The organism is Ruminococcus hominis (genome assembly GCF_014287355.1).
GTDB classification, from domain to species: Bacteria; Bacillota; Clostridia; order Lachnospirales; family Lachnospiraceae; genus Schaedlerella; species Schaedlerella hominis.
Window position 1 is genome coordinate 1,251,912 of the sequence record NZ_JACOPE010000001.1, and the last position, 19,974, is coordinate 1,271,885.

20 protein-coding genes are annotated in these 19,974 nt (G+C 37.5%); 16 read left to right on the top strand and 4 right to left on the bottom strand.

All coding sequences use genetic code 11. The features are described from left to right. Window positions 1–59: 59 nt before the first annotated feature. From H8S40_RS05400 to H8S40_RS05420, 5 genes are all read left to right on the top strand, one after another. A complete protein-coding gene (locus H8S40_RS05400; RefSeq protein ID WP_022075653.1) occupies window positions 60–797 on the top strand; it encodes a peptidylprolyl isomerase in 738 nt (245 codons plus the stop codon). Window positions 798–905: 108 nt separating this feature from the next. Beyond that, on the top strand, window positions 906–3,044 hold the full coding sequence (locus H8S40_RS05405; protein ID WP_186864777.1) for a hypothetical protein: 2,139 nt from the start codon (window positions 906–908) through the stop codon (window positions 3,042–3,044). A 45-nt stretch (window positions 3,045–3,089) separates the two neighbouring features. Next, a complete protein-coding gene (locus H8S40_RS05410; protein ID WP_186864778.1) occupies window positions 3,090–4,244 on the top strand; it encodes an ABC transporter substrate-binding protein in 1,155 nt (384 codons plus the stop codon). 37 nt (window positions 4,245–4,281) lie between these two features. After that, complete coding sequence (locus H8S40_RS05415) at window positions 4,282–5,322, top strand: FecCD family ABC transporter permease (RefSeq protein WP_186864779.1); 1,041 nt, start codon at window positions 4,282–4,284, stop codon at window positions 5,320–5,322. Between the two features lie 3 nt (window positions 5,323–5,325). After that, the gene (locus tag H8S40_RS05420; RefSeq protein WP_186864780.1) at window positions 5,326–6,417 is read left to right on the top strand and encodes an ABC transporter ATP-binding protein; all 1,092 of its coding nucleotides are present in this window, start codon (window positions 5,326–5,328) and stop codon (window positions 6,415–6,417) included. A 68-nt stretch (window positions 6,418–6,485) separates the two neighbouring features. Here H8S40_RS05420 and H8S40_RS05425 read toward each other — a convergent pair whose 3' ends face one another. Both H8S40_RS05425 and H8S40_RS05430 read right to left on the bottom strand, forming a co-directional pair. Continuing rightward, on the bottom strand, window positions 6,486–7,832 hold the full coding sequence (locus tag H8S40_RS05425) for an MATE family efflux transporter (RefSeq protein ID WP_243238190.1): 1,347 nt from the start codon (window positions 7,830–7,832) through the stop codon (window positions 6,486–6,488). Between the two features lie 76 nt (window positions 7,833–7,908). Continuing rightward, complete coding sequence (locus tag H8S40_RS05430) at window positions 7,909–8,088, bottom strand: hypothetical protein (protein ID WP_118688163.1); 180 nt, start codon at window positions 8,086–8,088, stop codon at window positions 7,909–7,911. 59 nt (window positions 8,089–8,147) lie between these two features. On the opposite strand from H8S40_RS05430, the gene bilS reads away from it, so the two are divergent. The 9 genes from bilS to H8S40_RS05475 all read left to right on the top strand — a co-directional run bounded on the left by bilS (window position 8,148) and on the right by H8S40_RS05475 (window position 16,440). Further along, the gene (gene bilS / locus H8S40_RS05435) at window positions 8,148–8,648 is read left to right on the top strand and encodes a flavodoxin family protein BilS (protein ID WP_186864781.1); all 501 of its coding nucleotides are present in this window, start codon (window positions 8,148–8,150) and stop codon (window positions 8,646–8,648) included. A gap of 116 nt (window positions 8,649–8,764) precedes the next feature. Beyond that, on the top strand, window positions 8,765–9,559 hold the full coding sequence (locus H8S40_RS05440; RefSeq protein ID WP_186864782.1) for a 7beta-hydroxysteroid dehydrogenase: 795 nt from the start codon (window positions 8,765–8,767) through the stop codon (window positions 9,557–9,559). 197 nt (window positions 9,560–9,756) lie between these two features. Then, window positions 9,757–10,167, top strand: a complete 411-nt coding sequence (locus tag H8S40_RS05445; RefSeq protein WP_022075660.1) for a C-GCAxxG-C-C family protein — start codon at window positions 9,757–9,759, stop codon at window positions 10,165–10,167. A gap of 150 nt (window positions 10,168–10,317) precedes the next feature. Then, window positions 10,318–10,917, top strand: coding sequence for a bifunctional phosphoserine phosphatase/homoserine phosphotransferase ThrH (thrH, locus tag H8S40_RS05450; protein ID WP_118688161.1), 600 nt, complete (start codon window positions 10,318–10,320; stop codon window positions 10,915–10,917). A gap of 115 nt (window positions 10,918–11,032) precedes the next feature. Then, window positions 11,033–12,169, top strand: coding sequence for a YibE/F family protein (locus tag H8S40_RS05455; RefSeq protein WP_186864783.1), 1,137 nt, complete (start codon window positions 11,033–11,035; stop codon window positions 12,167–12,169). Further along, the gene (locus tag H8S40_RS05460) at window positions 12,163–12,903 is read left to right on the top strand and encodes a YibE/F family protein (RefSeq protein ID WP_186864784.1); all 741 of its coding nucleotides are present in this window, start codon (window positions 12,163–12,165) and stop codon (window positions 12,901–12,903) included. The genes H8S40_RS05455 and H8S40_RS05460 overlap by 7 nt, the downstream gene beginning before the upstream one ends. A 181-nt stretch (window positions 12,904–13,084) precedes the next feature. Then, window positions 13,085–14,107, top strand: a complete 1,023-nt coding sequence (locus H8S40_RS05465) for an asparaginase (RefSeq protein WP_117989765.1) — start codon at window positions 13,085–13,087, stop codon at window positions 14,105–14,107. Between the two features lie 12 nt (window positions 14,108–14,119). Further along, window positions 14,120–15,115: a Gfo/Idh/MocA family protein gene (locus tag H8S40_RS05470; RefSeq protein ID WP_186864785.1), complete on the top strand. Its 996-nt coding sequence runs from the start codon at window positions 14,120–14,122 to the stop codon at window positions 15,113–15,115. Window positions 15,116–15,165: 50 nt separating this feature from the next. Beyond that, window positions 15,166–16,440 carry an O-acetylhomoserine aminocarboxypropyltransferase/cysteine synthase family protein gene (locus H8S40_RS05475; RefSeq protein WP_186864786.1) on the top strand — a complete coding sequence of 425 codons (1,275 nt, stop codon included), beginning with the start codon at window positions 15,166–15,168 and terminating at the stop codon, window positions 16,438–16,440. A gap of 127 nt (window positions 16,441–16,567) precedes the next feature. On the opposite strand, the gene aroB is transcribed toward H8S40_RS05475, so the two are convergent. Beyond that, on the bottom strand, window positions 16,568–17,623 hold the full coding sequence (gene aroB / locus H8S40_RS05480) for a 3-dehydroquinate synthase (RefSeq protein ID WP_186864787.1): 1,056 nt from the start codon (window positions 17,621–17,623) through the stop codon (window positions 16,568–16,570). Between the two features lie 18 nt (window positions 17,624–17,641). Beyond that, on the bottom strand, window positions 17,642–18,655 hold the full coding sequence (gene aroF, locus H8S40_RS05485; RefSeq protein WP_186864788.1) for a 3-deoxy-7-phosphoheptulonate synthase: 1,014 nt from the start codon (window positions 18,653–18,655) through the stop codon (window positions 17,642–17,644). A gap of 254 nt (window positions 18,656–18,909) precedes the next feature. On the opposite strand from aroF, the gene H8S40_RS05490 reads away from it, so the two are divergent. Together H8S40_RS05490 and H8S40_RS05495 are read left to right on the top strand one after the other, a co-directional pair. Continuing rightward, window positions 18,910–19,269: a CidA/LrgA family protein gene (locus H8S40_RS05490; protein ID WP_121055926.1), complete on the top strand. Its 360-nt coding sequence runs from the start codon at window positions 18,910–18,912 to the stop codon at window positions 19,267–19,269. Beyond that, on the top strand, window positions 19,269–19,949 hold the full coding sequence (locus H8S40_RS05495) for an LrgB family protein (RefSeq protein WP_186864789.1): 681 nt from the start codon (window positions 19,269–19,271) through the stop codon (window positions 19,947–19,949). Before H8S40_RS05490 ends, H8S40_RS05495 begins: the two co-directional genes overlap by 1 nt. The last annotated feature ends 25 nt before the right edge of the window (window positions 19,950–19,974 follow it).

Genomic DNA, 19,974 nt, shown 5'->3' on the forward strand with positions numbered 1-19,974 from the left:
GAGATAGTCACAACGGAGATAGATTGTGAACGAGCAGAGAAAAGGAGAAAGAATACAAAATGGAAAAGAATGTATTAGCAGTTATTGCAGGACGTGAGATTACAGAAGAGGAGTTGAACGCATTTATCCAGAGACTGCCTAGAGAACAGCAGATGTATGCGACAAACCCACAGTTTAGAGAGCACTGCAAAGAGCAGTTAATCGCGATGAATGTACTTGCACAGTGTGGAGTTGACGAAAAACTAGAGGAGACAGAAGAATTCCAGAAGATCATAGAAGATGCAAAAAGAGACATTTTAGCACAGCTTGTATTAAAGAATACATTAGATGCAGTAACAGTTTCAGATGAAGAAGCAAAAGAATTCTTTGAGAATAATAAGCAGCGTTATGCAAAACCTGCTACAGTAAGTGCAAAACATATTTTGACAGATTCAGAAGAAAAATGTAATGACATTTTAGAAAAAATTACAAGTGGAGAGAAAGAGTTCGAGGAAGCTGCGAAAGAATTTTCTACATGTCCATCAGGAGCACAAGGAGGAGACCTTGGAGAGTTTGGCAGAGGACATATGGTGAAAGAGTTTGAAGAAGCAGCATTTGCAGCAGAGGTTGGACATGTTGTAGGACCGGTTCAGACTCAGTTCGGATATCATTTGATCAAGGTTGAACAGAAGAATGATGCCAAGGAAGCAGATTTTGAAGAAGTCAAAGAACAGATTAAAGCAGAAGCTTTGAAACAGAAACAGGATAAAGCTTATTCGGATAAAGTAAATGAATTAAAAGCAAAATATATTCAGTAAGAATGCAGAGGCATTCTTGAAAAATAAGTATGTTTAAATTCTACTTATTCCCGTAAGATTATGAGAATATAATCAAAAATCAAGATAGTTAGTTAGATTGGAGAAAATATGAAGAAACGAAGTGCGATATTATTGGCTTTATTATTGAGTGTATCTATGATAAGCCCGGCATTAACCTATATGCAGGTCTATGCTGAAGACAGTGTGAATAATGTGATTGTAGAAAGCGAGGAGCCGATAAACATTTCGGGTACGGGTGAAGTAGAAACACAGCCGGAAGAAAGTGATGACAATGTGAACAGCGGGACTGACACAACAGATAGAGAGGATGCCGGACAAATCGAGGAAGATAAAGAAACTGGTGAGAATGCAGGCAATGGTGAGGATGAGAGTACAACTAAGAGTGATGAGTTGACAGGAGTAGAAGAAACGGTTTCAAAACCAGAAACAACTCCAACACCGGAGCCTGTACCAGAACCGGAACCAACACCTGAGCCAAATCCGGAGCCTACACCAGAACCGAATCCAGAACCGGGAGAAGATACAAAAGTTCTCGAAGATGGAACATATAAAGTACAGGTGACATCAAGCAGTGCTATGTTTAAAGTGACAGATTGTGTATTAACGGTAAAAGAGGGATTGATTAGTGCACAATTAACGTTGAGTGGAAAAGGATATGGATATCTGTATTCAGGTACTGCAAAGCAGGCAGCTGTGGCAGAGGCATCACAATGGGCACCATATGTAGTAAATGACAATGGTGGATACATGTATACAATCCAGATAAGTGGGCTGGATACAGAAATTCCGGTTGCAGCTTATTCTATAAAGAATAAAAAATGGTATGACAGAACACTGGTATTCCAGTCAGACTCTTTACAGAAACTGGAAGATGGAGGAAATGGTGACGGTGGAATTTTGCCAAATCCACCACAGCCTTCACAACCGATAACTCCGGTAACACCGACGGAGCCGACAACACCAAATGTTCCTACAGTGCCGTCACTTCCGGAAGCGTCAACACCTGGAACTGGAAATAATGGAAATACAGGAAATACAGACACAAATACGGACTCAAAATACGATTCTAATACAAGTGGTTCTACCTCAAAAGTAGAAAGTACAACAGCCTTGGCAGATGGAACATATACTCCGGATGGATTTAAGTGGTCAGGCGGAACCGGAAAAGTGCAGATTACATGTAATGAGATTACAATTCAAAACGGACAGGCATTTGCAACATTGGTATTTAGTAGTGACCATTATCAATATGTAAAAACAAACGGAAATACATATTATACGACAAAGGGTTCAGGAACTGCGACAGCGGTAATTCCGGTGGCATTAAATCAGAATAACCGCATTATAGCAATGACGGATAAGATGTCAGTGGCACATGAGATTGAGTATCACATTTATGTATATCTGGCAGCCGCTAACGGAAGTAATGCAAATGAAAGTAAAGCAATAGGAAGCGGCAATAATGATAGTAAGACACTCGATGAAGAAGCTCCGGAAATCATGGGGCTGGAATATCAGTCAGAAACAAAAGTAGAACATGCAGAATGTTTCAAGATTTATCATTATGAAAAAGGAATCGTTCTCTTAGAAGTAGATATGACAAAAAATACTGCCAGAGAGTCTGAAAAAGAAGAAGATAAGAAAACATCTGAAGATGCAACAGCAAAGCTTTATCAGGCAAATATTGTAAAGTATTTACTTGTTCCGGAAAATGTAAACATCCCGGTCGGACTTGACCAGGACATGATACTTATAAATATCCCGGCAGACAGAGCTTATGTAGCATCTGAAGAAATTTTGAAAACGATGGAGCAATTAGATTTGCTGGATTTGGTAGCTGCAGTTGGTTCTAAGAAAAAAGACTGTACAATTTCTGAAATCGCAGACAGAATGAGTAAAGGAAAAGATGGTAAATCAGCAGAAGTTGTATATGGAGGAAGCTATGATGCTCCAAAATATAAAACCTTAGTAAAACAAAAAGTAGACCTTGCGATCTTCCCGGCATCAATCCTTCCTCAAAAAGAGAGCGATACAAACAAAGATACGCTTACAGTAAAAGAACAGACAGAACGTTTTAATGAATATACAGAAAAATTTGCAATGCTTGGAATTCCATTTATCGTAGACTGTTCAGCAAATGAAAAGACTGAGCTCGCGAAAAAAGAATGGATAAAAGTATACAAAGTGTTATTCGGATGCGAAGAAGCCATTGGGGACGGGGAATAGTGGCTCTTCTGATACGGGAAGTGTACAAAACGACAGGTGAATGATATGAAAAGAAAATGGTATCAATATATTGTAGTTCTGCTTATATGCATATTTGCTTTAACCGGATGTGGTTCGTCGCAGGAGAAGGAGAAAGAAAATCAAGACTCAGCCCCTGAGATTGCCGGGCTTACCTATGAAAAAACAATGGATCTGACCTATGCAGAAGAATTTGATGTATACTATTACAAAGACGGATATAAGCTGATTAATATTCAAGAAAGCGGAAAATATTTAATCGTGCCGGAAGGAAAAGAAGCTCCGGAAGGATTGGATGAAGACATTAAAATAATCCAGCAGCCATTACAGCATGTCTATATGGCAGCCAGTGCCTCTATGTCCTTGATCGCCTCTATAGATGCGGTGGATTGCGTGAAGTTTTCCGGGTTGGACGAATCAGATTGGTATGTCGATGCTGCCAGACAGGCCATGCAGGATGGAAACATGATATATGCCGGGAAATACAGTGAGCCGGATTATGAAAATTTGGTAGACGGAGATTGTGATCTGGCAATTGAGTCGACGATGATACTGCACACACCAAAAGTACAGGAAATGATAGAAGATCTGGATATTCCGGTGCTGATAGACTATGCAAGTTATGAATCCCATCCGCTTGGAAGAACAGAGTGGGTAAAACTGTATGGAGCTTTGTTTAATAAAGAAACAGAAGCAGAAAACTTCTTCTCTGAGCAGGCAAAAATCATCGAAGATTTGGAAGGCTTTGAAAATACAGAAAAGACGGTGGCATATTTTTATATCAATACAGATGGAACCGTAGTAGTTCGAAAATCTGATGATTACATACCGGCTATGATCGAGATAGCGGGAGGACGATATGCATTTTCGGATTTAAAGAATCCGGATAATAATGCTCCATCAGTAAAACTGACAATGGAAGAATTTTATGCGACAGCAGTAGATGCAGATTATCTGATTTACAATGGAACAATTGTGGGACAAGTAAGCAGTATTAAAGAATTAGAAGCAAAAAACAATTTGTTTTCAGAATTTAAAGCTGTGAAAAACGGAAATGTCTGGTATACAGGAAAAAATCTCTATCAGTCAACGGACACAGTCGGTGAATTGATCCGAGATATTCATTTAATGCTGACAGAAGAAAATCCACAAAATATGACATTTTTACAGAAAATGGAATAATTAAGATAATGGTGAGATAAAAGATTGGTGAGAAAATATGGAAAATCATAGTTTTCAAATGGAAAATTTAAAAAGACGTTCCAGATATACGATGGTGTTTATCACAATGGCAATTCTATTTTTTATAATTGTAGTGTTAAATATCAATACAGGAAACGTACATATTTCGGTGGCGAAAATCTTGAAAATTTTATTTTTAAGAGACGGGGAAGCTGTAGAATATAATATTATATGGAAAATCCGGTTGCCGAGAATATTGATGGCAGCATTGCTCGGAGGAGCATTGTCATTGTCGGGATTTTTGCTGCAGACATTTTTCTCAAATCCAATTGCAGGACCTTTTGTGTTAGGAATATCCTCCGGTGCAAAGATGGCAGTGGCCATGACTATGATTGTTTTTTTGAAATATATAGGCACATTTTCTTCCTATACGCTTGTAATGGCTGCATTTATCGGGGCATTGATTTCGACAGGATTTATTTTGCTGATGTCAAAAAAAATACATCATATGGCTTCGTTACTTGTTGGAGGAATTATGATAGGATATATCTGTTCCGCAATCACAGATTTTGTAGTCACTTTTGCGGATGATTCGGATATCGTAAATCTGCACGGCTGGTCACAGGGAAGCTTTTCGGGAACCAGCTGGAGTAATATTGGGGTGGCTGCAGTGATTGTGGGAATTACGGTAATTTTCACATTTTTCCTGTCAAAGCCAATTGGGGCATACCAGTTGGGAGAAGGATATGCACAGAGCATGGGAGTAAACATTAAACTCTTTCGTGTGGCATTGATTTTATTGTCGAGTATCCTGTCAGCATGTGTGACAGCATTTGCCGGACCAATCTCATTTGTAGGAATTGCGGTTCCGTTTCTCACAAGAAAAGCATTTGGGACAGCAAGGCCACTCATTATTATTCCCGGAACATTTTTTGCGGGAGCGGTATTTTGTATGTTGTGTGATTTGATTGCGAGAATGGTACTGGCACCGACAGAGTTAAATATCAGCACAGTAACGTCTATATTAGGAGCTCCGATTGTAATTTATATGATGCTGAAGCGTGAGAAGGGAAGATAAGAGATGACAGATCATTATATCCGGCTGGATAATCTGGCGGTAGGCTATCAGGGAAAAGCGTTGATCCATGATATTAACATAGGGATTAACAAAGGTGAAATTGTAACATTGATCGGGCCGAATGGTTCGGGAAAGTCCACGATTTTAAAAAGCATTACAAGACAACTAAAGTGGATTGCAGGAAATGTGTTTTATGATGATACGTCTCTTTTACAATTGTCTTACAAGGAAATGGCTTCGAAGATGGCGGTGGTTTTGACAGAAAGAATCAAAACGGAATATATGACCTGTCACGATGTAGTAGCAATGGGACGTTATCCATATACCGGGCGGTTAGGAATTTTAACCGCTAAGGATGAGGAAATCGTCGAAGAAGCAATGGAGACGGTACATGCATTAGAGTTGGGAAATTGTAATTTTAATGAAATCAGCGACGGACAAAGACAACGTATTTTGCTTGCAAGAGCAATTTGCCAGGAGCCGGAAGTGATGATTTTGGACGAACCAACTTCCTTTTTGGATGTGAAACATAAGCTTGAGTTACTCTCGATTTTGGAGCGTATGGTGAGAGAAAAGCATATTACAGTTATTATGTCCTTACATGAAATTGAACTGGCACAGAAGGTTTCGGATAAGGTGATGTGTGTGAAGGGTGAGACGATCACTCATTATGGACAACCGGAGGATGTTTTTACAGAGCCGATTATCCGAGAATTATATGAGATAGAAAATGGATATTTTGATCCATTATTTGGAAGCATGGAATTACCGAAGATAGAAGGAAATCCAAAGATCCTTGTTATATCTTCAGGAGGAAATGGAATACCAATCTACCGGAAACTTCGAAAGGAGCAGATACCTTTTATAGCAGGAATTTTATATCAAAATGATGTGGATTACCAGGTGGCAAAGGTATTGGCGACACAAGTAATTGAAGAAACTCCGTTTGAGGAAATAAGCGAACGGGCGTATGAGGAGGCAATTAAGGCAGTACAAATGTGCGATACAGTGATCGATGCAGGAGTACAGATTGGCAGTGCGAACCGAAAGTTGTTAGATATCATCGAAGAAGCTAAAAGACTGGGGAAAATATGAAGCCCAGTTTTTTTCTAAGTAAAAACAGCTTAATAATAATATAAAGAAAACCTGCTTGAGTAAAGTACTCAGGCAGGTTTTTCTTTTGTAATCCAGAAGAATGTAAAAACAAAAATAATACCTTTTGCAATTGATGTAAGCGAGACTGCCCACCAGATTCCGTCAAGACCGAGTGTGCTCTGTCCAAGGACAATCGCAAGAGGAATACGTGCACTTGTAAATAAAATAGAAATAACACTGCAAAGGTGTGTTTTTCCAAGTCCGGATAATGCACCGATTGTAGTAAGCTCGACACACATAAAAGCTTCACTGAAGCCTACAATAACAAGGTATCCGACTGCGGTAGCAATGGCTTTTGGTTCATGGAAGAAAAGAGAGGCAATTGTGTTTGGAGCGAAAACAAACAACATTGTAATTAATAAGCCCCAGATACCAACCGTAAATAATGAGGCACGATACCCTTTCTTTACTCTGTCCATCTTACCGGCACCATAGTTTTGCCCGATAAATGCATTCAAAGCAGAAGCAAATCCATCAGCGGTATTCCATGAAACAGATTCAATCTGTCCGCCAACTCTTTGCGTAGCAATGGCTTCCGCCCCAAAGGCAGATACCATGCGGGTCAGTATCATAGAAATTGCACAGTAAGCCATTCCTTGAAGTGCAGTTGGAATTCCAATTTTACATATACCTGCAACATGTTCAAAATGCATTTTCGCAATTAACCGAGTCTTTTTCAATACGTTGTCTTTCTTTTGCTTTATAACGCCTAAAATCATAACGCTCATAACAACAAACTGAGCGGTAACTGTTGCAATAGCTGCACCTGCCACACCAAATTTAGGAAATGGTCCCGGTCCGAGAATTAGAACAGGATCTAAGATCATATTCAGTACAAGCCCAACCAAGTTGGCTAAAAAAGGTGTTTTTGAGTCACCTTGTGCAGTATAAATTCCTGTCATGGTTAATGTTAAAAATGAAAAAACAATAAGTCCACAGGCGATTTTAGTATAAGAGATGGCAGCAGTCCATGCTTCCGGATCGGTTAAATGGAAGAATCCTACCAACTGATTCGTAAACAATAAAGAAACAGCAGCATATAATAACCCCATAAAAGTAGATAATTGTATTGCTGTCTGTGCATAAGCATGTGCTTTTTTTCGGTCCCCCCGACCGATACATTGTGCCACCTGTACCTGACCACCCATTCTAGCCATAGAGGCTAATCCCTGTGAGAGCCAGGTGAACATACCACCGACACCGACACCAGCAACGGCCTTAGAGCCGAGCAATCCGATCCATGCCATGTCAGTAAGATTGTATAATGTCCCCAAAAAAGAAGATGCCATAATAGGAATGGCAAGCTTAGTTAATGTTTTTAAAATAGGACCTTTTGTTAAGTTCCCTTGTTCCAAAATTTCACTTCCTTATCATAAGTATTTTCATAGCGATGAATATCTATAGAATTATATCACCTCATCTATGTTTTGTCTAACAGTCTTCGCATGCACTTACATCTTTGATTACCGCTGGGTAGTTCCGTTTCTTAATCTGCACAATTGCTCCTTCTGCTGATTTATCCCACTTCATTTCAACTACTAATGCCGGAAGATTCGATATTTTTGGGGGAATATACAATATCTGCATAAATGCTTTTACATAAGCGTACATTTACTTCTAAATTTGCATGTGCTATGATGATATAGCTATGAAGAAAGAAGGTAATAGATATGGAAACAGAAAGATATTCGATTATATTTAGCAGTTCAACAGGGAATACAAAGGAACTTGCGGATACAATTTACGAGGTACTTCCAAAAGAAAAATGCGATTATTTTGGTGTGAGCAAAGAAGAACCACAGTCTGATAAAGTATATATAGGATTTTGGACAAATCAAGGAAATGCGGATAAAGAGACGTTAGAATTGTTGAAAAAACTCAAAAATAAGAAAATTTTCTTGTTTGGAACAGCTGGGTTTGGTGGCAGTCAGGAGTACTTTCAAAAGGTGCTTGGACAGATTAAAGAAAGCATTGATTCAAGCAACAAAATTATTGGTGAATATATGTGTCAGGGAAAGATGCCACAATCTGTGCGAGAACGCTATGTGAAGATGAAAGAACAGCCAAATTATATGCCAAATCTTGACATGATGATTAAAAATTTTGACAGTGCATTATCACATCCGGATAAAAATGATCTGGATAAGTTAAGAAAAATGGTTGAGGAATAGAAGTTTGTTAATATTTTCCTGAAAACAAAGATAATAGACTTTCTCCATTGTTAAAATTCTCTAGACATGTTATAGTATATCTCGTTACAAATCAGAAAAAATTGGAGGAAAAAACGATGAATTTAAGAGAGAAATACGGTGAATGGGGAATTATTCTGGGAGCAACTGAAGGAGTGGGAAAAGCCTTTGCAGAAAAAATTGCTTCTGAGGGAATGAGTGTTGTTCTTGTAGGAAGAAGAGAAGAGATGCTGCAGGAACTTGGAAAAAATATCAGTGAAACATATGGCGTAGATCATATGGTTATCCGTGCGGATTTTGCACAGTCTGACTGTACAGATAAGATTTTTGAAGCAACAAAAGATCTTGATATGGGATTTATGAGTTATGTTGCCTGTTTCCATACATTTGGAAAATTGCAGGATACTCCATGGGAGAAGCATGAGCAGATGATTAATGTTAACGTTATGACTTTCTTAAAATGCTTCTATCACTATATGGGAATCTTTGCAAAACAGGATCGAGGTGCTGTGATCAACGTATCTTCTTTAACAGCAATCAGCAGTTCGCCATATAATGCACAGTATGGTGCAGGTAAATCTTATATTAAAAAGTTGACAGAAGCTGTAGCAGCAGAATGTGAGAGTACAAATGTTGATGTGGAAGTTATTACTTTAGGTACAACAATAACACCAAGTCTGTTAAGCAACCTTCCGGGTGGACCGGCAGGAGAAGCTGTTATGAAGGCTGCTATGACACCGGAGGCTTGCGTTGAAGAAGCATTTGACAATCTCGGAAAATCTCTTTCTGTTATTGCAGGCGAACATAATAAAGCAAATGTTCATAATTGGCAGGCAAATAAAACAGATGATGAATATATCCGTTATATGGGATCATTTTATTCTAATAACTAATAAGATTTAAAGTGTTGGGCATTTATCAGATTAGCTGTTTTTCCTATTTGGAAAAGCAGCTAGTTTGCGCTTTTACTTTCTATTTTTATTTAAGACGATAAGAGCTGCTATTACAAGAATTAAAAAATTATAAGTAAATGATATGTTAAGAAGTAAGAAACATAATAACAAAAAGATAAGAAGAGGAGAAAAGAAAGATGAGTACAAAAGTAGAACATGCATTGGAATTGCATAACAGAGGATGTAATTGTGCACAGGCGGTAGCTTGTTCTTTTTGTAAAGAATTTGGTATTGATGAAGATGAAATGTTTCGTATAGCAGAAGGCTTTGGCCTTGGTATGGGATGCATGGAGATGTGTGGTGCACTTTCAGGAATGGCAATGATCATAGGGCTTGATAATAGCAAGGGAAGTACGGAAGAAGGTTCTAAAACGAAGGGGACTACATATAAAAAGATAAGAGAACAGGTAGAACGATTCGTTGGGAAAAATGGATCATGCATCTGTCGTGAACTGAAGGGTGTTGATACTGGAAAGGTATTGTGCAGTTGTTCTCAGTGTATTGAAGATGCAGTGAAATTGACGGAGAAGTACCTGGCTGAAAGATAAAAATATTTATCTCAGTCGAGAAGACTCCCACATCTTCAGGTGGTGAGTAATAGTAAATTTATCATCACATATACATAATCATAGATGACATAATCAAAAAGGTGTGGTATACTTTATCCTATTAAACTGATAAATTATGGAGGAAGAAAGATGAATATTGTATGTTTAGATCTCGAAGGAGTGCTTGTACCGGAAATCTGGATTGCATTCGCAGAAGAAAGTGGTATTCCGGAGCTCAAAAGAACTACAAGAGATGAACCTGATTATGATAAGCTCATGAACTGGAGAATTCAGATATTAAAAGAACATGGACTTGGATTAAAAGAAATACAAGAGACGATTGCAAAGATTGATCCAATGCCGGGAGCAAAAGAGTTCCTGGATGAGCTTCGTTCTATCACACAGGTTATTATTATAAGTGATACATTTACACAGTTTGCAAGTCCACTTATGGAAAAACTGGGATGGCCGACTATTTTCTGTAATTCACTTGAAGTTGCAGAAACTGGAGAAATCACAGGATTTAAAATGAGATGTGAACAGTCAAAGCTTACAACAGTGAAAGCACTGCAGTCTATCGGGTATGATACGATAGCAAGTGGAGACAGCCACAACGATTTGGGGATGATTCAGGCAAGTAAGGCTGGTTTTCTTTTTAGAAGTACAGATGCTATTAAGAAAGAGTATCCGGAACTTCCGGCATACGAGGAATATAGTGAGTTGCTTGCGGCAATTAAAGAGGCGTTGTAAAAATCCATATTTGACAATTGAAAAGTAATGAAACGACTACAATCTTCGAAATATGAATAGATGTAGTCGTTTTTTGTGGAATATGCAAGGAATGCAGAAACAAAGTAGGATAAAAATGAGACAGTTTGGAAAAAAGATAATAAAACATATAAAGAAAAGTAAAAAATTAAAACAACAAGTTATATTGATTATTGCGTATCTGACAGCTATTCTTTTTACAATGTGCGATGCATGGCTATATCACATCCCAATTGCAAAATTAACTGAAGTAGAAACAATGGAATCGGGTGAAACAAAAAGTACGCGTGGAACTATGGAAACAAAATATAAACAAAGTATTCGCGGAATTGTTCTTAATGGAAAAAGTAAGGGGAAAATGATAGGGGCATCAAATGAGTATACTTACACTGGGATGTTAAGTCAGAAATATCATAAAGGGGATAAAGTATTTTTAAATGGCACAAAAGATGATATCAAATTAGGAATAAGAGGTTTGAAGCGTGATACAGAATTAGTGAGTTTAATAGGATTTTTATTTGTTTTACTTGTAATGGTTACAGGAAGACAAGGAGTATTGACAATTATTACAGTATTGATGAATATCGTGATATTTATAATTGGATTTATATGTGCGGAAAATACTTCTAAGGTGTTGGAAATTTGTAGCAGGATGATAGTATTTTTTGCAGTTGCAACGCTGATTGGTTTAAATGGAATCAATAAAAAAACAATAGCGTCAATAGTATCGACAGTGATTGTCCTTGTAATAATCATGGGGGCATTTGATATTGTAATTACTTATGCACAAGAGGTAGACTATTCAACAATGGAATATCTTGGGAGTATAGATAATCCAGATGAAATTTTTCATGCAGAGATATTACTTTCTGGAATAGGTGCAATTATGGATGTGGCGGTTGCCATAGCTACAGCCTTGAGTGAAATCATTAGGAAGAAACCAGATGTGACATTTTTACAACTTTTTAAATCGGGAAGAGAAATAGGATATGACATCATGGGGACTATGATAAATGTATTGCTGTTTGTATTTGTATGTGGATTGATTCCAACATGTTTGATTCGAATGAATAATGAAATACGGTTTATGACAATTATTAAGTTGCATATTCCATGTGAATTATGTCGGTTTTTTATTGAAAGTACAGGAATTGTTCTTGCCATTCCGGTTTCTATTTTAATTACTTCATTAATAATGAAAATGACGATAAAGAGGAGAAAAATAACATGCTGATGGCATTGGGCGTAATTTTATTGATTTCTATTGTAGTTGTCGGTGGAGACAGAGGAGTAGTATCTCTGATAGCATTGTGCGGAAATCTGTTTGTGATAAGTTTGGCAATTTGGCTTATGGCATCTGGAATGCCAGTTCTTTTTACTACGATAGGAGCAGGTTTTTTGATTTCATGTATTACGTTGTTTTATCAAAATGGTTCTAACGTGAAAACGTGGAGTGCATTTATAGCGGTATTACTTACAATGAGTATATTATTTTTTGCTGTATATTTTGTAATATGGAAAAGCGAAGCAGGTGGATTAAATGAAATACAGGCAGTAGGAGAAGACGTATTTTATTATAATATGAATTTAGATATTAATATGCAAAAAGTTGCAGTGTCTGTGATTATACTTAGTACATTGGGAACAGTCCTTGATATGGCATTGACAGTTACAACATCAATATATGAAGTGAAAATGCATAGAGCAGATTTAAAAATGAAAGAAGTAATGGAAAGTGGAATTCAAATAGGAAGAGAAGTGATTGGGACAACAGTGAATACATTGTTATTTGCATATTTAGGTGAGTCATTATTGCTTTTTGCATATTTAAAAATCCAGGATTATTCAATAGAGATTATATTAAATTCTAAAATTCTATTTCAGAATTGTGTTTCAATGATTTTTGGAGCTATTTCATGTGTGATTGTGATTCCGATAGCGGCATGGTTAATGGCAAAATTTGTGTGAGAATAAGCCGTTAGCTAACTATGACCGTAATATAAATAAAGAATCCATTTGTTGCTGGTCACAGGTACTGTGAACAGCAACATCCATTTCTATGATTTCTATGATTGCACAGAGTCATCCTTTTTATATGATATAAATTGTGGTATACTCATTTATACGAGAAATATGGAGAGGGAACGATATGAAAAAGATATTGATGATAGGAACTGGGGGGACGATTGCTTCGAAACAAACAGAATACGGACTTGCACCCGGGCTTTCGCCGGAGGATATTTTGACTTATATACCTGCAGTTGCAAAGATTTGTGAAGTAGAGTCTATTCAAGTTTGCAATTTAGATAGTACAAATGTAACACCGGATCATTGGAAATTATTGGTGAAAACAATAGAAGAAAATTATAATGAGTATGATGGATTTGTAATTTGTCACGGAACGGATACTTTGGCATATACAGCAGCGGCACTGTCTTATATGATTCAGAATTCCAGAAAACCGATTGTTGTTACAGGCGCACAGAAACCGATAGAAATGGATGTTACTGATGCAAAGACGAATTTGCTGGATAGTTTTATATATGCTTCGGATAATGATTCTCAGGATGTGAATATAGTATTTGACGGGAAAGTTATTGTGGGAACAAGGGCAAGAAAAGAGAGAGCAAAGAGCTATAATGCATTTACAAGTATAAACTTTCCATATCTTGCAGTAATCCAAGATGGTGTTTTGGTACGTTATATTACAGAAATGCCGTACACAGGTCCAGTCAGATTCTATTATGAAATGAAAAACAGTGTGTATGTGTTGAAATTGATTCCGGGAATGAAGGCAGATATTTTACCTTACTTGTTTGAAAATTATGACTGTCTTGTCATTGAGAGTTTTGGAGTAGGTGGAATTCCGGAGAGTTTATTAGAAGAATTTTATGAAGAAATGAATAAATGGAAAGACAAAGGTAAAATTGTTGTGATGACTACGCAGGTTGCAAATGAAGGAAGCAATATGACTGTATATGAAGTTGGTAAGCGTGTAAAACTGGACTTTAAATTACTGGAAGCGTATGATATGACGTTGGAAGCAACTATTACGAAGATGATGTGGTTAATGGCATTGGGAGATCAGCGATATGAAGAAATGAAACGCGATTTCTATCGTTTGATCAATCATGACATTTTATTTACAAAGCGAGAATGGGATGAGAAATAGGAAGAGTGGTATATGAAGATAAAAATTGGAATTATAGGGACAAATAAAATCAGTCATAAATTTTGTGAGGCAGCTATACAAAATCCTCAAACGGAGTTGTTTGCAGTATATTCAAGGGCACAACAGACGGGAGAGTGCTTCGCTCAAAAGTATAATATAAAGCACGTATTTACTGATTATACAGATTTTTTGGATTCAGGACTGGATGCGGTTTATATTGCATCACCAAATTATATTCATTGCGAACAGGCCATACAGGCAATGGAATCCGGAAAGCATGTATTATGCGAGAAAGTTATGGCAATAAATGAGCAGGAAGCAGAAGCAATGATCGCGTGTGCAAAGAAAAACCATGTAATTCTTTTAGAGGCAATGAAGTCAGATTTTGATCCTGCTTTTGAGTTGGTGAAAGAGCAACTCCCTAGAATTGGAACATTGCGGAGAGTGGAATTTGAATTTTGTCAGTATTCCAGCAGATACGATAATTTCCTTAATGGAATTGTGGAAAATGCTTTTGATCCGGAGTTGTTAAATTCAGCGGCACGTGATATTGGAGTATATTGTATCCATGCAATTGTTCGTTTGTTTGGAGAACCGGAAAAGGTAGAGGCATATTCTACATTTCTCTCAAATGGATTTGAGGGCAGTGGGGTTGTTTTGATGAAATATCCGGATTTTCTGGCACAGGCAGTATATTCGAAAATTACAGCTTCGGTTAATCCAAGTGTGATTCAAGGAGAAAAAGGTTCTATTTTGTTGAATCATATTGGCAGTCCGACAGAAATCGAGATAAGACTGCGCAAAGGAGACCGGGACGGACTAGAAGATGGAACGTGTGAAAAACTACCATATAAGCCGGTAGAAAATAATATGATTTATGAGATTCAGAAATTTTATGACCTTATAAAGGAAGAAAATGTAGAACACCCATATCTGGATATTTCCCTGAATACAATCCGAATTATAGATCAGATTCATAAATCTGATAAAATTGCTAGGAAAAGTTGATGAAATTTGCTAGAATTTATGTATGACTTAAGAAAAGGAGACAAGTGATAATGAGAGATGAAACAAAATGCCTGCATGCAGGCTATACACCTAAAAATGGAGAACCACGAGTGCTTCCAATTGTACAGAGCACGACCTATGTATATGATTCAGCAGCAGAAGTAGCTGCAATTTTTGATGATCCGACAAAAGGGCTTTGCTATTCCAGATTCGGAAATCCAACAGTAATGGCAGTAGAAGAAAAGATTGCTGCACTAGAAGGTGGAGTAGGTGCAATGTGTACTACGTCCGGTCAGGCAGCAACATTGCTTTCTATTTTAAATATTTGTGAGGCAGGAGACAGCATTATCAGTGTTCCACAGATTTATGGAGGAACGATCAATCTGTTTTCATTTACATTAAAAAAACTTGGAATTGAGTGCATTTACGTAGATGCAGCTTCAAGTGATGAAGAGATTAAGGCAGCATTTAAGCCAAATACAAAACTTGTTTTTGGAGAGACACTTGCCAATCCGGCGTTAGTTGTATTTGACATTGAACGTTTTGCTAATATTGCACATGAAATGAATGTACCGCTTATCGTTGATAATACATTTGCAACACCAATTTTGTGTAAACCATTTGAATTTGGTGCAGATATCGTGGTTCATTCGACAAGTAAATATATGGATGGACACGCAGTTCAGATTGGCGGTGTAATTGTTGATAGTGGTAAGTTTGATTGGACAAATGGAAAATTCCCGGGACTCACAGAGCCAGATGAATCTTATCATGGAATCTCTTATACAGAAAGTTATGGAAATATGGCATATATTATCAAAGCCAGAATGCAGTTGATGCGTGATTTTGGAGTGTATCCGGCAGCACATTCCGCATTTCTATTGAACATGGGATTAGAGACGCTTCCTGTTCGTATGAAACAGTATTGTGAAAATGCAATGACGGTTGCAAAATATCTGGAAGCATCTCCGGCAGTAGAGAAGGTAAATTATCCAGGGTTAGAATCCGATGTATGTCATGCACTTGCAGAAAAATATTTGAAAGGATGCAGTGGAGTTATTTCCTTTATAATTAAGGGTGGCCGTCCTGCAGCTGCTAAATTTATGGATTCATTACATCTGGCATCCAATGAAGTACATGTGGCCGATATTCGTACGTGTGTGCTTCATCCTGCATCAGAGACACACCGTCAGCTGACAGATGAACAGCTTGTGGCAGCGGGAATTGATGGTGGAATGATCAGAATTTCAGTTGGTCTTGAAAATATTGATGATATTATTGAAGACTTAGAAGCAGCATTTGCGGCAGTTATGAAGGAGTTTTAGGATACTTCGTCAGCTTGTTTTAATGAGAATATAAAAAGAACGTTGTCGTGTATTTAGAAATACGGTATACGATAACGTTCTTTTTGTCTGTTTAATGAGAGTGTGAATGCAAAATATTAAATGAAAGTTACATGATACCTGCATTATCAAAAAATGTGACATCAGTAGGATATACATAACTGTCACCGATTGTATGTAACAGTACAACATTCAAATGATTATTTAAATTCTTTTTATCTAATTTAATTGCACCGGTCAAATCTTCAATTGGAAGATTACATGAAAAAGGAAGACCATATGTTTGGAGAAGCTGCTTGATTTCATCGGAACAGCCATCTTTAGTTAATCCTTTTTCTTCAGCGATTTTACTAATCTGATACATACCGATTGCTACGGCTTCGCCATGACTTTCACGCTCATAATGATAATATTGTTCAATTGTGTGTGCGAGTGTATGACCAAAATTTAATAGCATACGTTCTCCGGTGTCGAACTGGTCATGTTCGACAACAATACGTTTGATATCTACGCATCGTGCAATGATAGAAGCAAGTTCCGGTTTTAAATCCTCAAAAGAAATATGGTTTTTCAAGGTATTAAAAAGCGTTGCATCTTTAATGCAGCCATATTTAATCACTTCACCCATTCCGTCATTGATATATCGCGTAGGTAATGTGTTTAATACATCTGGATCAATAAGAACCATTTTTGGATGGAAAAACGCACCGACCAGATTTTTCCCCTGTGGAAGATCGACAGCGACTTTTCCACCGACTGAGGAATCAACCTGAGCCAGAAGAGAAGTTGGGATCTGAACCAGTTTTACGCCTCGCAGGAAACTGGAAGCTGCAAATCCTGCGAGGTCTCCGATTACGCCGCCACCAAGAGCAATGACAAGATCGCTTCTGGAAATTTTCGCGTCAAGCATAGCGGAATAGATCTTAGGTAAAGATTCAAAACTTTTTGTTGGTTCTCCATGTGGTAAGACGAGTGTATGGCATTCATAATTTTGCAGAGAATTCAATACTGTTTCGCCATATAGTGGAAATACATTATCATCGGAAATCAAGATGATTTTTTTCCCTTGATAGAATTTTGAAATATATTCTCCGGCGTGTGGAAGAATACCATTTTCAATATAAATAGGATAACTGTTTTCTCCTAAGTTTACTGTTAATTCCATAGTTTGTTCTCCTTGAAACTAGATTCTTTTATCTACGACAGCAGCAATCTGACGGATCTGTTTCATTAGTGCGTCAAATTTCTCTGGTTTTAATGATTGTGCACCATCACAAAGAGCACTGTCAGGATCATTATGTACTTCAATCATCAATCCGTTTGCTCCGGCAGCGATAGCAGCTTTTGCCATAGGTTCTACAAGCCACCATTTTCCACCGGCGTGACTTGGGTCAATGATAACAGGAAGATGAGTTTTGCTGTTTAATACAGGAATGCTCTGAAGATCCAATGTGTTTCTTGTGAAGGATTCAAAAGTACGGATACCGCGTTCACAGAGAATTACATTTTCATTACCGGAAGCCATAATATATTCTGCTGACATGATCCATTCTTCATAAGTAGCGTTAAGACCACGTTTCAGAAGGATAGGACGGTCAACCTTCCCCAGTTGTTTTAATAAATCAAAATTCTGCATGTTTCTTGCACCAATCTGGATTAAGTCAACCTTTTCGTTGAAGACATCCAGATAATCCGGTGACATTAATTCTGTTACAATAGGGAGACCTACTTCATCACGTACTGCACAGAGAATATCAAGACCTTCAAGACCCAATCCCTGGAAAGAATAAGGGCTTGTTCTAGGCTTGAAAGCACCGCCACGGATCATATTTGCACCGGAAGCTTTAGCGGCTTTAGCAATTTCCAGTACCTGTTCATAAGATTCAACAGAACAAGGACCTGCAATTACTGCAAGATGCTCTCCGCCGACTTTAACACCGGACACATCAATAATAGAATCATCCGGATGGAAAGCACGGTTTGCAAGCTTGTAAGGCTCCTGGACATGCATGACTTTGTCGACTGCAGAATCAACTTCAAAGAGTCGGGAGTCAACGGCAGTAGTATCTCCGATACAACCGATGATTGTCATCTCTTCGCCACGTACAATGTGGGCCTCCAGTCCTTTTTTCTTGATTAATTCTTCAACACGAAGAATTTGATCTTCAGAAGCGTGTGGTTTTAATACAATAATCATAATTTTTACCTCTCAATCATTATAAAAATAATCCTACTATTCATTAGCTAATTAAAAAATATATATTTGCACACTGTGATGTTTTAATTCTTTAAAGTGCGAAAATCACTCTTATAATAGAACATACAAGAGAGAATGTCAATAAAATCAAATATACTATTATGAAAAATTATAACTTTACTACGAAAAAAATCAATAGTAATTTGATTGACAATTTTTTTCCTAAGGTGTAATGTAGCTTGGGGTGATTTAAAATGAAAATTATTAAACAAATAGGAATCTTTTTTACTGTATGTTGGCTTAGTCAGATAGTGGCAGCGTATTTACCTTTCTCATTTCCATCCAGTGTGATTGGAATGATTTTGTTATTTATCTGTCTGCTGACAGGTATTTTGAAAATTGAGCATGTTCAGGAAAAAGCAGATTTTTTAATGGAAAACATGGCATTCTTTTTTGTGCCGGCAGGGGTAAGTGTTATGAATTATTTCGATATTTTAAAAAGTACACTTGTTCCGTTTCTTATTATCTGTATTGTTTCTACGATTATTACGTTTGCGGCAACTGCATACAGCGTACAATTTGTGATTAAGCTGATGAACAGGAGGAAGAAATAATGCGTGAATTATGTAGCTCAGAATATTTTGGTGTAGCAATAAGTGTTATTGCGTTTTGGATTGGTGTGAAGATTCAGAAAAAAACAAAGTCGCCAATCTGCAACCCATTGATTATTGCGATTGTATTGATCGTAGGTGTGTTAGAAATATTCCATATTTCGTATGAAGCATATGATGTGGGAGGAGCGATTATTAATATGTTCCTGGCACCGGCCACAGCATGCCTGGCAGTTGCGATTTATTCAAAATTTGATATCTTGAAAAAATACTGGCTTCCAATTCTGGTAGGATGTGTTGTCGGTTCTGCTGCATCCATGTTCAGTGTATATGGCATGTGTAAATTATTTGGTCTTGAGCAGAGTATTACAGTATCATTAGTACCAAAATCTGTGACAACTCCGATAGCAGTCAGTATCTCAGAAGGAAATGGCGGCGTTGTACCAATCACTGTAGTGGCCGTTATTTTTACAGGAATATTAGGAAGTATTCTTGCTCCGTTTTTAATTAAGATATTCCGTGTAAATGATTCTATAGCAGCAGGGCTTGCAATTGGTTCATGCAGTCATGCAGTTGGTACTTCAAAAGCAATTGAAATTGGCGAAGTAGAAGGTGCAATGAGTGGATTGGCTATCGGAATCTGTGGTATTGTCACAGTGCTTATATCTATGATACTATTATAACTAGAAAAAATAGGATGAGGTGTGA

Excerpts from the sequence above, each read along its gene's own strand:
- bilS (WP_186864781.1), top strand. The coding sequence starts at position 8,148 with ATGGAAACAGAAAGATATTCGATTATATTTAGCAGTTCAACAGGGAAT.
- H8S40_RS05475 (WP_186864786.1), top strand. The coding sequence starts at position 15,166 with ATGAGAGATGAAACAAAATGCCTGCATGCAGGCTATACACCTAAAAAT.
- H8S40_RS05465 (WP_117989765.1), top strand. The coding sequence starts at position 13,085 with ATGAAAAAGATATTGATGATAGGAACTGGGGGGACGATTGCTTCGAAA.
- H8S40_RS05410 (WP_186864778.1), top strand. The coding sequence starts at position 3,090 with ATGAAAAGAAAATGGTATCAATATATTGTAGTTCTGCTTATATGCATA.
- H8S40_RS05470 (WP_186864785.1), top strand. The coding sequence starts at position 14,120 with ATGAAGATAAAAATTGGAATTATAGGGACAAATAAAATCAGTCATAAA.
- H8S40_RS05430 (WP_118688163.1), bottom strand. The coding sequence starts at position 8,088 with ATGTACGCTTATGTAAAAGCATTTATGCAGATATTGTATATTCCCCCA.
- H8S40_RS05460 (WP_186864784.1), top strand. The coding sequence starts at position 12,163 with ATGCTGATGGCATTGGGCGTAATTTTATTGATTTCTATTGTAGTTGTC.
- H8S40_RS05420 (WP_186864780.1), top strand. The coding sequence starts at position 5,326 with ATGACAGATCATTATATCCGGCTGGATAATCTGGCGGTAGGCTATCAG.
- H8S40_RS05400 (WP_022075653.1), top strand. The coding sequence starts at position 60 with ATGGAAAAGAATGTATTAGCAGTTATTGCAGGACGTGAGATTACAGAA.
- H8S40_RS05445 (WP_022075660.1), top strand. The coding sequence starts at position 9,757 with ATGAGTACAAAAGTAGAACATGCATTGGAATTGCATAACAGAGGATGT.
- H8S40_RS05440 (WP_186864782.1), top strand. The coding sequence starts at position 8,765 with ATGAATTTAAGAGAGAAATACGGTGAATGGGGAATTATTCTGGGAGCA.
- thrH (WP_118688161.1), top strand. The coding sequence starts at position 10,318 with ATGAATATTGTATGTTTAGATCTCGAAGGAGTGCTTGTACCGGAAATC.
- aroB (WP_186864787.1), bottom strand. The coding sequence starts at position 17,623 with ATGGAATTAACAGTAAACTTAGGAGAAAACAGTTATCCTATTTATATT.
- H8S40_RS05415 (WP_186864779.1), top strand. The coding sequence starts at position 4,282 with ATGGAAAATCATAGTTTTCAAATGGAAAATTTAAAAAGACGTTCCAGA.
- H8S40_RS05455 (WP_186864783.1), top strand. The coding sequence starts at position 11,033 with ATGAGACAGTTTGGAAAAAAGATAATAAAACATATAAAGAAAAGTAAA.
- H8S40_RS05405 (WP_186864777.1), top strand. The coding sequence starts at position 906 with ATGAAGAAACGAAGTGCGATATTATTGGCTTTATTATTGAGTGTATCT.
- H8S40_RS05495 (WP_186864789.1), top strand. The coding sequence starts at position 19,269 with ATGCGTGAATTATGTAGCTCAGAATATTTTGGTGTAGCAATAAGTGTT.
- H8S40_RS05490 (WP_121055926.1), top strand. The coding sequence starts at position 18,910 with ATGAAAATTATTAAACAAATAGGAATCTTTTTTACTGTATGTTGGCTT.
- aroF (WP_186864788.1), bottom strand. The coding sequence starts at position 18,655 with ATGATTATTGTATTAAAACCACACGCTTCTGAAGATCAAATTCTTCGT.